Origin of the sequence: Deefgea tanakiae (genome assembly GCF_019665765.1) — a bacterium.
GTDB classification, from domain to species: Bacteria; Pseudomonadota; Gammaproteobacteria; order Burkholderiales; family Chitinibacteraceae; genus Deefgea; species Deefgea tanakiae.
The window spans coordinates 1,635,356-1,647,725 of the sequence record NZ_CP081150.1 but is presented as its reverse complement, the minus strand read 5'-3'; the positions used below and the strand labels follow the sequence as shown (position 1 = coordinate 1,647,725).

13 protein-coding genes are annotated in these 12,370 nt (G+C 48.1%); 11 read left to right on the top strand and 2 right to left on the bottom strand.

Features of this window, described 5'->3' with window-relative positions; genetic code table 11:
• Window position 1: 1 nt before the first annotated feature.
• The gene (locus K4H28_RS07720) at window positions 2–1,111 is read right to left on the bottom strand and encodes a PLP-dependent cysteine synthase family protein (RefSeq protein ID WP_221007791.1); all 1,110 of its coding nucleotides are present in this window, start codon (window positions 1,109–1,111) and stop codon (window positions 2–4) included.
• A gap of 293 nt (window positions 1,112–1,404) precedes the next feature.
• Between K4H28_RS07720 and K4H28_RS07715 the strand changes: the two genes are divergently transcribed.
• On the top strand, window positions 1,405–4,107 hold the full coding sequence (locus tag K4H28_RS07715) for a DUF8508 domain-containing protein (protein ID WP_221007790.1): 2,703 nt from the start codon (window positions 1,405–1,407) through the stop codon (window positions 4,105–4,107).
• Between the two features lie 21 nt (window positions 4,108–4,128).
• Window positions 4,129–4,719: an NF038129 family PEP-CTERM protein gene (locus K4H28_RS07710; protein ID WP_221007789.1), complete on the top strand. Its 591-nt coding sequence runs from the start codon at window positions 4,129–4,131 to the stop codon at window positions 4,717–4,719.
• Window positions 4,720–4,833: 114 nt separating this feature from the next.
• Here the strand turns inward: K4H28_RS07710 and xseA are convergent, their stop codons facing one another.
• The gene (gene xseA, locus K4H28_RS07705) at window positions 4,834–6,195 is read right to left on the bottom strand and encodes an exodeoxyribonuclease VII large subunit (protein WP_221007788.1); all 1,362 of its coding nucleotides are present in this window, start codon (window positions 6,193–6,195) and stop codon (window positions 4,834–4,836) included.
• A gap of 372 nt (window positions 6,196–6,567) precedes the next feature.
• Between xseA and K4H28_RS07700 the strand changes: the two genes are divergently transcribed.
• The 9 genes from K4H28_RS07700 to K4H28_RS07660 all read left to right on the top strand — a co-directional run bounded on the left by K4H28_RS07700 (window position 6,568) and on the right by K4H28_RS07660 (window position 12,301).
• The gene (locus K4H28_RS07700; RefSeq protein WP_221007787.1) at window positions 6,568–7,176 is read left to right on the top strand and encodes a MotA/TolQ/ExbB proton channel family protein; all 609 of its coding nucleotides are present in this window, start codon (window positions 6,568–6,570) and stop codon (window positions 7,174–7,176) included.
• 176 nt (window positions 7,177–7,352) lie between these two features.
• Window positions 7,353–7,778: an ExbD/TolR family protein gene (locus K4H28_RS07695; RefSeq protein WP_221007786.1), complete on the top strand. Its 426-nt coding sequence runs from the start codon at window positions 7,353–7,355 to the stop codon at window positions 7,776–7,778.
• A gap of 76 nt (window positions 7,779–7,854) precedes the next feature.
• A complete protein-coding gene (locus K4H28_RS07690) occupies window positions 7,855–8,331 on the top strand; it encodes a hypothetical protein (protein ID WP_221007785.1) in 477 nt (158 codons plus the stop codon).
• 462 nt (window positions 8,332–8,793) lie between these two features.
• Window positions 8,794–9,816, top strand: a complete 1,023-nt coding sequence (gene lpxK / locus K4H28_RS07685; RefSeq protein WP_221007784.1) for a tetraacyldisaccharide 4'-kinase — start codon at window positions 8,794–8,796, stop codon at window positions 9,814–9,816.
• Window positions 9,817–9,996, top strand: a complete 180-nt coding sequence (locus K4H28_RS07680) for a Trm112 family protein (RefSeq protein ID WP_221007783.1) — start codon at window positions 9,817–9,819, stop codon at window positions 9,994–9,996.
• 2 nt (window positions 9,997–9,998) lie between these two features.
• Window positions 9,999–10,778 carry a 3-deoxy-manno-octulosonate cytidylyltransferase gene (gene kdsB / locus K4H28_RS07675; protein ID WP_221007782.1) on the top strand — a complete coding sequence of 260 codons (780 nt, stop codon included), beginning with the start codon at window positions 9,999–10,001 and terminating at the stop codon, window positions 10,776–10,778.
• A 111-nt stretch (window positions 10,779–10,889) separates the two neighbouring features.
• On the top strand, window positions 10,890–11,048 hold the full coding sequence (locus K4H28_RS07670; RefSeq protein WP_221007781.1) for a hypothetical protein: 159 nt from the start codon (window positions 10,890–10,892) through the stop codon (window positions 11,046–11,048).
• A gap of 38 nt (window positions 11,049–11,086) precedes the next feature.
• Window positions 11,087–11,743 carry an adenylate kinase gene (gene adk / locus K4H28_RS07665; protein ID WP_221007780.1) on the top strand — a complete coding sequence of 219 codons (657 nt, stop codon included), beginning with the start codon at window positions 11,087–11,089 and terminating at the stop codon, window positions 11,741–11,743.
• Window positions 11,744–11,866: 123 nt separating this feature from the next.
• Window positions 11,867–12,301, top strand: a complete 435-nt coding sequence (locus K4H28_RS07660; RefSeq protein ID WP_221007779.1) for a BLUF domain-containing protein — start codon at window positions 11,867–11,869, stop codon at window positions 12,299–12,301.
• Window positions 12,302–12,370 lie beyond the last annotated feature (69 nt).

Genomic DNA, 12,370 nt, shown 5'->3' with positions numbered 1-12,370 from the left:
ATTACTGTGATGCAATGGCGTCGCGATCACAACGTTTAAGTTGCGCAATGATTTCGTGTTCTTTTTCAGGCGCGTTGAGCATGGCAAGGTGTGGGCTTAAATCAAAACCTTGCTTCACCAGCCATTCATCGTTGTAGTAAGAATGCGCGTAGCGCTCTCCGCTATCGCACAAGATGCTCACAATACTGCCGTGTTCACCGCGCTGATGCATCTCTTGCGCCAGAGCCAAAACGCCAAGCCAATTGCAGCCGGTCGATGCGCCTACGCGACGGCCGAGATGATTGGATAGCCAGTGCGTAGCTGCAATACTAAGTTCGTCCGGCACTTTGAACATGGTGTCGATCACGTTCGGCATAAACGAGGCCTCCACGCGCGGCCGGCCAATGCCTTCGATTTTTGAGCCGCATTGCAGCGTTAGACTGGCGTCGCCTGTTGCAAACGCATCAAAAAAAACCGAGTTTTCTGGGTCGACACAGGCAATTTGGGTGTCGTGCCGACGATAGCGTACAAAACGGCCCAAGGTCGCACTCGTACCGCCGGTGCCAGCGCTGGCCACAATCCAGCGTGGCACGGGGTGACGCTCAAGGCGCATTTGGCTAAAAATTGACTCGGCAATATTGTTATTCGCGCGCCAATCGGTGGCGCGTTCAGCGTAGGTAAATTGATCGAGAAAATGTCCCTTGGTCTCTGCCGCCAAGCGTTGCGATTCACTAATCATTTGCGTGGCATTTTCCACCAAATGGCACTGACCACCATAAAAGGTAATCGCGGCGATTTTCTCTGGGCTAGTGCTGGCGGGCATCACAGCAATAAAGGGCAGATTGAGCAAGCGAGCAAAATACGCTTCCGACACCGCAGTTGAGCCACTTGAAGCTTCAATTACCGTGCTCCCTTCCCGCAGCCAGCCATTGGCCAGCGCGTATAAAAACAAAGAGCGTGCCAAGCGATGCTTCAAGCTGCCTGTCGGGTGGCTGGATTCGTCTTTGAGGTAAAAATCAATATTCGGGTAGTGGGGTAAATGAATCGGGATTAAGTGTGTATCGGCTGAACGATTAAAGTCAGCTTCGATTGTGCGGATTGCATTTTGTAGCCAAAGACGAGTACTAGACATTTCTATTTCCTATCCACGATATTGGTGCAATATAAGTTTATATTTATATTCTAAATATTGGAAAAATCCCTAGTCAATCTAAGTGGAAGTCGATTATTGATCGGTAGTGCGACAACCATCAATTCATAGCTCTATAGAAGCAGAGCCTCATTTTTATTTAAGCAATAACGTTTTCTAATTATCAACATTGAAATGTCATATTTCTGCAATTGCCCCTTCATGCGACTCCGTTATTGTGCTGCGTCGGTTAACCGCTGATAAAAATTCTAAAACAAGAAAATAGGGCATTAGGGATGAAAGTAAATCGAATTCAATACAAGCTCACCATGCTGGCGAGTTCATGTTTACTCGCTTGGGCTCCGAGCAGCTTTGCTGCTGGCAAAATGGTGATTAGTCAGATTTATGGCGGCGGAGGCAATAGTGCTGCCGTGTATAAAAATGATTTTGTTGAGCTACTTAACGTCGGTGATGCAGACGTTGATATTACGAATTGGAGTGTGCAATACGCATCTGCTGCGGGCACTAATTGGGCTGTAACGACCCTGCCTGCTATACAAGTGAAACCTGGTCAGTATATCTTGGTACAGCTTGGTAGTAATGGCGTTCCTGGCGATACGCTGCCACAAGGCGATAAAGTCGGTACACAGAATATAAGTGCGACGACTGGAAAAGTCGTTTTGGTGAATCTGTCTAGCTCTATCTCTTCTGTTACGGCGCCTTCTGTGCAAGATTTAGTGGGTTATGGTAGCAACGCAAGCCTCTACGAAGGCACTGGCGCAGCAGCTGCGCCCTCTAATTCAACGGCCATCGCTCGAACTAATGATGGTTGCAATGATACTAATGACAATAAAACTGACTTTGTTGTTTCAGCTCCGAAACCACGCAATAGCAGTTCACCAATCAAGCTTTGTTCCATCGTAACGCCTCCCGATGGCGGCGGTAATACGGGCGGTAATACGGGAGGGCCAGCGACTGTTCGAATTCATGAGATTCAAGGCAGTAAACACCGTTCTCCGCTAGAGGGACGCACGGTACTTAATGTACCCGGTATTGTTACACTGGTTACGCCAAATGGTTTTTATCTGCAAGACCCGCAAACGGATAATGACGTATTGACTTCCGAAGGCGTGTTTGTTTATACGAAAACATTTAATGCCATCGTTGGTGACTCAGTCCAAGTAACTGGCGTTGTTAAAGAGTATCGTCCTGGCGGTGCTGGCGGCTCAAATAATTTATCGACGACTGAAATTGACGCCAACGCAGCTAATTCGATTTATAAGGTAAGTTCTGGCAATGCTTTGCCTAAGGCAATTGTTCTAGGCTCTAGCGTTCCAAAACAAGTGATCTGGCAGGGCCCAGCAGGCGACATTGAGCAAACAACCCAACTCAATTTAAGCAATGGCTTGGATTACTTTGAGTCGATGGAAGGGATGTTGGTTCAGGTTGATGGCGCTCAAGTCGTTGGTCCTACACAGCACGCTACGAATGAAACCCCAATCGTGCCGAACTACGCGATGGGATCTAATTTAGTTAGCCCTCGTGGCGGCGTGGTCATTACGCAAAACAATCGCAATCCACAGCGCTTAATTCTTGCAAACGGCTCCGCCACGGTGTCGCGCGCTAATGTTGGGGATTCATTTGCACAGGCAGTCGGTGTGATTGACTATGCTTATGCAAATTATCAATTGCTCGCTACCTACTTGAGCCCATTATCGGCAAAGGGCTTGCAGCCCGAAGTCACTCGTGATGCATTGGCAGATGAGCTGAGCGTGGCCTCTTTCAATGTTGAAAATCTTGATCCTGCTGATGGCCAAGCAAAATTAACACGTTTAGCCAATCAAATCGTTAAAAATCTAAAAAGCCCTGACGTTGTCGGCTTGATGGAAATTCAAGACGGAAATGGCGCTACGAATAATGGCATGGTGAGTGCAGAGGCCACGATGGCGGCTTTGACTAATGCGATTCGCTCGGCAGGTGGGCCGAATTATTCTTTCAGACAAATCGATCCAAGCAACAATCAAGATGGTGGTGAACCAGGCGGCAACATTCGCCCTGTGATTATGTATAACCCGAGTCGGGTTGGTTTTGTGGATCGTGTGGGTGGTAGCGCAACAACGGCAACTTTGGTGAGTCAATGCACTGAAATCGCGTGTTTATCAACGAGCCCAGGGCGCATTGATCCAAATAATGCGGCGTTTAATAGTAGCCGCAAACCACTAGTCGCTGAATTAATGTTCAACGGTCATAAATTGTTTGTGGTTGCCAATCACTTTAACTCCAAAGGGGGCGATCAGCCGATCGGCGGACGTTTTCAGCCCCCTGTGTTGAGTTCAGAAGTTCAGCGCAACAAGCAAGCTGATATCGTCGCGAGTTTTGTGACTGACATTCGCAACATCAATCCGAATGCCAAAGTGGTGGTCTTGGGTGATTTGAATGACTATCAATTTTCTACGCCGGTTGCAAAACTAAAGGCTGCAGGATTAGTTGATTTAGTTGAAAAACTGCCTGAAAACGAGCGCTATACCTATGTCTTTGAAGGCAATAGTCAAGTGCTGGATCACATTATGGCGACCGAAAATCTGAGCCGTGTTGCGGATTATGACATCGTTCATGTCAACGCCGAGTTTGCCGATCAAGCTAGCGATCATGAGCCTGAAGTTGTTCGTTTTAATTTGCCACAAGCATGGCGAGATGTGAGTGCTCAGGTTACACAAATCAAATCGGGCCTGACTTATTCGCTCAAAACTAAAACTTACAATGGTACGTTAACGCTGAATGCTGCCAACGCAATGCAAGGCCCATTTAAGTTAGTCATTAATGGTTTGCCGAATGGGGTATCACTCGCAAATAAATCTGAAACAATTGCTGCAGGCGAATACATTGAAATCCCCGCATTGGTGTCCGGTAAAACGATATTGAATCTGCAATTCAATAATCCAAATAAAGTGGCCGTGAATTACAGCGCTAGCTTACTGCAACCTCAAATTAACTACTAATACGAACTGAGTGAATTAATAATGAAAAACTTATCAAAACTGATCGCTACGGCAGCGTTACTTCTTGCTAGCCAGTGGGCTGCTGCACAAACTTATCGTGTGGATGTGGATACTCGAAGTATTGCCAATCAATATGGTGGCGTGTTTTTTGCGCTGGGTAGTTTAGCTGGATCGCCGTCTATTCAAGCGACGATTAGTCATTTCCAAGGGGCTTCGCTTGGGGATATCTATGCTTTTGATGGATCCTCTGGCGTGCTGGGCTCGAATTTGGGATTGAGCAATATTGGTGCCGGTAGCTATTTTGCTCAGCAGGTTCAATTTGGTCAGCGACTTCAATTTACTGTTGATTTCTCTGGCGACTGGCAAACGAGTCCAGGCGCTGATGGTTCAACTTTTAAGTTTCAGTTGTTTGACCAGACATTTGAAACTGCGCTGCTCGGTAATGCAGACGGTGATATCTTAAATTTCAGTTCAGTGCCTGGCGCATTTTTGCAAACGAATAGTAGCTCAGCCTTGGTGGCTGCTGTGCCTGAACCTGAAACTTATGCTTTGATGGGAGTGGGCTTGTTGGGCATGTTGGCTATGCGCCGTCGAAAAGTATTAGCAAATTAATCTAAAAGCTAAATTCATCACAATTAACAAACGCCCCAAGTTTGGATATTCATCCAATTGTTTGGGGCGTTTTTACTGTGGTTTTTATAAAGTTAGCCAGTTTGATTTCAGTAATTAAATTGGCAGTTCATGTTGCTGCTGCACGCCTTGATTCACATTGACCGTGATGTTGCCATCAGCAAATTGCACCGCCAATGTTTCGCCTGCGCGAACTGCGGTGGCATGGCGTACCAAGCCGCCATCGCTGCGGCTGACTAAGGCGTAGCCACGGGCTAAGACCGCTTGTGGGTTCCAAGGTTCGAGTTTGAGCGTAGCTTGTTTAATGTGCTGCTGTTTCACTTCAATTTGCCGCGTCATCGCGCGCTGTAAACGCTGCTGAAGTTGCTCCAGCTGCAAATGGCTGCGTTGAAAGTTGGGTTTGTGATGCGACAGGCTCATGCGTAGCCGCAGTAGTTTTTGGCTGCGCTGTTGTAATTGATGCTGCAGGCTGTGCTGTAGCCGTTGGCGTAAATACTGTAATTGCTCCGCTTGCCGAGCGAGCTTTTGCCCAGGATGTTGCAAGCGGCGGCCGAGTTGATCCAGTTGTAACATCTTATTATGTAAGTCTCGCTCGAAAGCCCGCACCAAGCGTTGCTGCTGATGATGCAGCAAATTGAGTAATTCTTGTCGATTCGGGCTGACCAACTCGGCTGCGGCAGTCGGCGTAGGCGCGCGCAGATCGGCGGCAAAATCGGCAATCGTGAAATCGGTTTCATGGCCGACACCGCTGACCACCGGCATATTGCAGGCGGCAATCGCGCGGGCGACGATTTCTTCGTTAAACGACCAGAGGTCTTCCAAGCTACCGCCACCACGGCACACAATCAGTACATCGACTTCATCACGTTCGCTCGCGGTGCGGATGGCTTTGGCAATTTGCGGCGCTGCATCCAAGCCTTGCACTGGCGTTGGATACAAAATAATCGGCGTATTGGGCGTGCGGCGTGCCAGCGTGGTGAGAACGTCACGCAAGGCCGCGGCGGCAGGGGAAGTGACAATCCCAATCGCTTTGGGAAATTTTGGCAAGGCGCGTTTATTGTCTTGATCAAACAGACCTTCCGTAGCGAGCTGTTTTTTTAATGCTTCAAAGCGCTCAAACAGTGCGCCAAGGCCAGCAGGGCGCATCGCTTCAACGGTAAGTTGAAAATCGCCACGCGCCTCGTATAAAGTCACGACGACGCGCGCCTCGACTTGCAAGCCTTCGCGCGGCTGAAAATCAAGTAATCCAGCCCGATTACGAAACATCACGCATCGCACTTGCGCGCCCGCGTCTTTGAGGCTGAAGTAACAATGCCCTGAGTCATAACGCTTAAAATTTGAAATTTCACCCGCTACCCAGAGCTGCGGCAAGCCGCTTTCTAACAAGGTGCGAACCCTTCGATTTAGTTGTGTGACAGAAACTACATTGCTTTGTGCTATTGACAAATCAGTATTCACGCGAATCTGGCCTTAAATAATCCACAAAATTGATGTTTTTTGCCATTTGGCATAACAATTGAATGTTGTAGTTAATAAATTGATGCTAAGTTATTGAATTTTATCGCTTTGTATTATTTGCACAAAAATGCGGCAAATTAACAAAAAGCAGTAAAAATCCCTGTTTTATGGCACTTTTTAGAACTTCCCCACAAAGTTATCCACAGAGCTTGGGGGTAATAATAAAAATCTGAATAATATCTAGCGCTTAGCGTGTTCTGGCTAGGTACTTGCGCAGCAACTTGTGCGCAATAGCACTTCCCCTAGAGCGGGATTCGGGCTAAAGTTACGCGGTTTTTGCTGTTGCCCATCTTTACCACAAGGTTTTTTATTATGCTCGCTATCATCGAGGCCGCTGGCTGGCCAATCTGGCTCATTATCGCCGCTTCCATTGCGACCGTGACCATTATTATCGAACGTTTACTCACGCTACGTAAATCCTTGGTGTTACCGCAAGGTACGCTGGTCAAGGTCGTGCAAGAGTATCGCAGCCAAGGCGTCACTGCAGACACACTGACTAAATTGTCCGCCTCTAGCCCATTGGGTCGTGTGCTGGCAGCGGGCTTAAAAAACGTGAAAAGCTCACGTGAAATCATGAAAGAGTCGATTGAAGAAACTGGCAGCGCTGTAGCGCATGACCTCAATCGTTATTTATCAACACTAGGTACGCTAGCTGCTGTGACGCCGCTCTTGGGTTTGTTTGGTACTGTGATCGGTATGATTGAGATTTTTGGCTCGCAAGCACCAAGCGGCGCAGGCAACCCTGCCGCGTTGGCGCACGGTATTTCGATTGCGCTGTACAACACGGCCTTCGGTATTATCGTTGCGGTACCGGCGCTGATGTTTTACCGCTATTTTGCCAGCAAGGTTGATGACTTCATCGTTGAGATGGAGCAGCAAGCGATCAAGCTTGTCGAAATCGTCCACGGCGAACGCCACTAATTCGAAAACGGCTGCAAAGGCCAAATACAGCTAGCTGTGCACTTGCTGCGCGGCGACAAAGCGGGCTCGAAATCCTCATTTACTTCAGTAAATTCCGGTTTCTCCCCAGCTTTGTTTCTTGTCTTTGACCTTTTCGCTCGTTTTCTGCTTCTCATTCTGAAGAAGGCTACACAGTTATGAAATTCAATAAAGGCCGCCGCGGCCGCCTTGATCCGGAAATTAACTTTATTCCGCTGATCGACGTGTTATTGGTGATTTTGATTTTCTTGATGGCAACGACGACATATTCGAAGTTTGCTGAGCTAAAAATCAATTTGCCAACGGCCGATGCTGAAAAGCAACTCGAGCAACCGCAGTCGATTCAAGTGGGTGTCTCAGGTGCCGGCCAATTTATGATCAACGGCGAACCTGCGCAATTTAGCAGCCCCGACGACTTCGCCGTGCAACTGCGCCGCGCCGCCGGCAGCAACGCCGACCCAATGATCGTCATTAGCGCCGACGCCCAAACCAGCCACCAAAACGTTGTCAACGTAATGGAAGCGGCAAGGGTAGCAGGTTATGGTAAGCTGACTTTCGCGACCCAGACTACTGGGCAGAAGTAATTTTGGTTATGTTAAAAACGGCGCTTAGGCGCCGTTTTTGTTTTGAGTAATTTAGTCTTTGTTTCTAGGGTGGCTTATGTCTTCATTGCGCATTGAAAATCTGCCCCGTGTTCTTTGGTTGGTCACGTTTTTTTCAGTTATTTTTACAGCAACTGTTTTTAGTTTCTATTTCTTCAAATTTGGTCGTTTTGAATTATCAAATGATTTAACTCATTGGGCTGAGCTTGGAGGGTATGTTGGAGGCCTTTTAACTGCGTTATTGAGTCTTTTGTCGCTTTTGGCTGTTTTATTTACGGTTTATGTTCAATCTAGGCTATTGGAAAGAGCAACAAAAGCACAGGAGCTTTCAACAGATTACAGTCGGTTAAACGGGTTAATTGCCTTGCAAGATTATTATCTTGCAAGATGTAAATTCCTTCAGGTAGAGGTTGAGCGTACCCCTAGAAACTCGAGCAGTTATGAGCTGTTTCGTCAGGAATGGGTGGATGCAGATATTAAGTTAAAAGAAGTAAATCGAAAAATTGAAATGTTCTATGAGCAACTTACTTCTTAACTCGTAATACTGTCTTGTTGGGTGCGAAAGACTTTGTTTGCGCACGTGGATTCGGTGCTGCCTGATTGTCTCGATGCGAATTTCATCGCATTTGGTGCGCAAACCCCTGCAGGACTTTCAGACCTTACGATAGTGAAGTATTTTTTTATATGCTTTTATTATCAATGCCTAGCTGGCAATACATCTGATTAATTGCTTGATCGTTGGTCTGGGGCTTGAGTTCCCTTGTATCAAGCCGAGCGAGGAACAAGCGGCAAGGGGATTTCGGCGGGCTTTGTTTTGTTAAAGCCCGCCGCCTTGCCGATTGTCCGCAGAGAGGGTACGGGCGTAGCCCGCGAAGATACTGGGTCGCCTTTCTTTGCTGACTTTCTTTGGCGAAGCAAAGAAAGTCAGTGCCGCGCGGCATGAGCGCGACCATGCCAATTAGAAAATTGATGATTAAAATTTCGCTGAAAGTGATGCATGAATATTGAATCCTTCCTCAACCGCATTTGGTACAACCGCCTTTCAATCTGGGCGATTTTGCTGTGGCCGCTCTCACTGCTATTTGCATTGCTCGCCAACCTGAACAAACAACTCTACCGCTGCAACATCAAGTCATCCAGCAAACTACCTGTTCCCGTCATCGTCGTCGGTAATATCACCGTTGGTGGTACAGGCAAAACCCCGTTGACGGTGTATTTGGCGCAGGAACTCACCAAGCTAGGCTGGAACGTTGGCATCGTCTCCCGTGGGTATGCACGTACAGGTAATGATAAGAATGCACCACAAGCAGTTACCCCTCACAGTAATCCGGCCGAGGTCGGCGATGAACCGCTACTATTGGCGCGTGCAGCAAGCGTTCCCGTATTTGTTGCACGTCAGCGCGCCGTGGCGGGGCGAGCTTTGTTGGCTGCGCATCCGACCGTCAACGTCCTGCTCTGTGATGATGGTTTGCAGCACTACGCTTTAGCGCGTGATATTGAATTGTGTGTGATCGACGGCGCACGTGGCTTGGGGAATGGTTTGCGCCTGCCGGCAGGTCCGCTGCGCGAAGCGCCACGCCGCTTGCAGAGTGTTTCAGCCTTGGTTCTCAATGGTGGCAATTCGATTTTGACGCTGCCTGATGCTACACCGCAGTTCTCGATGCGCTTGCAAGCGCAGAGGTGTTACCAATTAACGAATCCAAGTGTGTACCGCAGCGCCGGTGATTTTGCGGGGGAAGCACTGACAGCCATGCCTGGTATCGGCAATCCAGCGCGTTTTTTTGCGACTTTACGCGAATTGAATTACCAATTTACTGAGCAAGCTATGCCGGATCATCATGCCTTTTTAGTGCAAGATTTGCCCGCAAATGGCGCAATCATCGTGACCGAAAAAGACGCCGTGAAGCTCGCTAGCTTAAATTTGGGCGCAGACGGTGATAGAATCTGGGTTTTGCCAGTGGCGGCGCAGATTGAACCGAATCTGGCGAGCTGGTTTGACGAACAATTAAGGAAAATCTAAATGGATGCCAAGCTGCTAGAAATTCTGGTGAGCCCTGTTTCAAAAGGCCCATTGATTTACGATAAAGCCAAACAAGAACTGATTTCTAAAGCCGATCGTTTAGCTTTTCCAATCAAAGACGGTATTCCGGTGATGCTAGTCAGCGAAGCACGCGAACTTAGCGCTGACGAGTTGGCATAAACATGAGCTTTGTCGCGATTATCCCAGCGCGGATGCAATCAACTCGTTTACCGAATAAACCGCTCGCTGATATTGCAGGCCAGCCCATGGTGGTGCGTGTGCTTGAGCAAGCGCTGCAATCGAATGCGAGCATGGTCGTTGTGGCGTGTGACGATATGGCGATTCAAGACGCGGTGACGGTGGCGGGCTACGCCTGCATGTTGACGCGCAGCGATCATCCATCGGGCACGGATCGACTCGCTGAAGCGGTTGATCGGCTTGAGTTGCCGGATGATGCGATTGTCGTCAACGTGCAAGGCGACGAGCCGCTGATTGATCCGGCGCTGATTAACGCTGTGGCCGCTCATTTGGCGAGCGATGCTAGTCTTGCGATGGCAACGGCGAGTCACAAAATCGATAGCAGCGAAGATTTTTTTAATCCCAATGTGGTGAAAGTTGTTTGCAACGCGCAGCAACAAGCGATGTATTTTAGCCGCGCGCCGATTCCGTGGGATCGCGATAGCTTTGCTGAAGATAATGATGATGAAGATTGGGTATTGCCTGCTGAGCTAGACGCACAAAGGCACATCGGTCTATACGCCTATAGAGCTGGTTTTTTGCGTGCGTATTCTAAATTGAACGCGTCGCGGCTGGAAGAAATCGAAAAGCTAGAGCAACTCCGTGTGCTGTGGCATGGCTACAAAATCGGTGTTTACCGCGCAGCGCAAGCACCCGCGGCGGGCGTTGATACGCAGGAAGATTTAGAACGCGTTCGCGCAGTGTTTACAAAGGCTGCTGCTTAATGAAAAAAATGGGCGAGGCGATGTAAGGATTATCGATCCTAGGCATTGTCTTTGCTTATTTCAGGCGTTTTAAGTTTAATTTACTCGGCAGCACTTATTTTCGAGCCTTGAGTGATAGAGGCTATCAGTATTCGTGAAAAGCTCACTTTGTCTGCTTTACTGGCGGTTTTTTACGGCTATGTTTTAGTGGCTATGGTGGGGGAATATCAAAAACATCGTGCCATGCAGCAGGAAATTGAAGTATTAAAGAAACAATTAGAATCGAAATAGATCACTGTTTTACATTTTAAACCTTGGGGAAACGAGCAATGCGATTAATTCTTTTGGGCGCACCAGGCGCTGGTAAAGGCACACAAGCGAACTTCATCCGCGAACAATTTGGTATTCCACAAATCTCAACAGGCGATATGCTGCGCGCTGCAGTGAAAGCGGGCACGCCACTCGGCCTAGAAGCCAAAGCGATTATGGATGCAGGCGGTTTGGTGCGTGATGACATCATTATTGGCTTGGTGAAAGAGCGTATTGCTCAGCCTGATGCGGCCAATGGTTTCTTGTTTGACGGTTTTCCACGCACGATTCCACAGGCCGAAGCGATGGTCGCGGCGGGTGTTGAGATCGATTACGTCGTTGAAATCGATGTGCCAGATGCCAACATCGTTGACCGCATGGCCGGCCGCCGTGTGCACGTAGCTTCAGGTCGTACTTTCCACATCAAATACAATCCACCTAAGGTGGAAGGCATTGATGATGAAACGGGCGAGCCTTTGGTGCAACGTGACGACGATAAAGAAGAAGTCGTATTAAAACGTCTTGGCGTGTATCACGAGCAAACCGAAGTCTTGGTAAGCTTCTACGGCAAAATGGCGGCTTCTGGCGATGCTAGCGCACCAAAATACATCAAGATTGATGGCACGCAAGCAGTTGACGCTGTTCGCGAGCAAACATTAAAGGCTCTTGGCGCTTAAATCGCGCTAATTGCTATGAAAAGCCACTTTGTTCGCAAAGTGGCTTTTTTTATGGGTCCGTGATTAAATTTTGTAGTTTTTCGGCTTTTCGACTAAAAATCAATCAGATAGCAATAGAGAAAAATGATGATTTTAGCGATTACTTACACCAGCCAGGCCACTGATCTGCATACCGAAGAAATGCGCCTCAAGCTCATGCGCGAATGCGAACTGCGAAACGTTACTCAAGACGTCACCGGATTGCTGCTGTATCAAGAGGGGCATTTTTTGCAGTATATCGAAGGCGAACCAGAAACGATCCGCGCTACCTTTGCCCGTATCCAGTGCGATCCTCGTCACCATGACGTCACTTTGCACAGTGAAGAAGTGCTGATGCAGCGGCAATTTCCTGATTGGAGTATGTTTTACCGAGATTACGATTTTATATACCCGCATGTTCAAATGGATTTGGGCGAATTAGTCACTTTGGCCAAAGTGATTGAGGCATTAGATGACAAACCGGAATTACGCCAAGTGATGTTTGATTTTTTGAAGAAAAAACACGATGGTGTTTTTTAATGGCTGTGGTGTGTTGAATTAAAACCACCATCATGATGGAAAATCCCTATCGCGATTTTTGCTGCAACG

Excerpts from the sequence above, each read along its gene's own strand:
- K4H28_RS07715 (WP_221007790.1), top strand. The coding sequence starts at position 1,405 with ATGAAAGTAAATCGAATTCAATACAAGCTCACCATGCTGGCGAGTTCA.
- adk (WP_221007780.1), top strand. The coding sequence starts at position 11,087 with ATGCGATTAATTCTTTTGGGCGCACCAGGCGCTGGTAAAGGCACACAA.
- lpxK (WP_221007784.1), top strand. The coding sequence starts at position 8,794 with ATGAATATTGAATCCTTCCTCAACCGCATTTGGTACAACCGCCTTTCA.
- K4H28_RS07660 (WP_221007779.1), top strand. The coding sequence starts at position 11,867 with ATGATGATTTTAGCGATTACTTACACCAGCCAGGCCACTGATCTGCAT.
- K4H28_RS07690 (WP_221007785.1), top strand. The coding sequence starts at position 7,855 with ATGTCTTCATTGCGCATTGAAAATCTGCCCCGTGTTCTTTGGTTGGTC.
- kdsB (WP_221007782.1), top strand. The coding sequence starts at position 9,999 with ATGAGCTTTGTCGCGATTATCCCAGCGCGGATGCAATCAACTCGTTTA.
- K4H28_RS07720 (WP_221007791.1), bottom strand. The coding sequence starts at position 1,111 with ATGTCTAGTACTCGTCTTTGGCTACAAAATGCAATCCGCACAATCGAA.
- K4H28_RS07695 (WP_221007786.1), top strand. The coding sequence starts at position 7,353 with ATGAAATTCAATAAAGGCCGCCGCGGCCGCCTTGATCCGGAAATTAAC.
- K4H28_RS07680 (WP_221007783.1), top strand. The coding sequence starts at position 9,817 with ATGGATGCCAAGCTGCTAGAAATTCTGGTGAGCCCTGTTTCAAAAGGC.
- K4H28_RS07710 (WP_221007789.1), top strand. The coding sequence starts at position 4,129 with ATGAAAAACTTATCAAAACTGATCGCTACGGCAGCGTTACTTCTTGCT.
- K4H28_RS07700 (WP_221007787.1), top strand. The coding sequence starts at position 6,568 with ATGCTCGCTATCATCGAGGCCGCTGGCTGGCCAATCTGGCTCATTATC.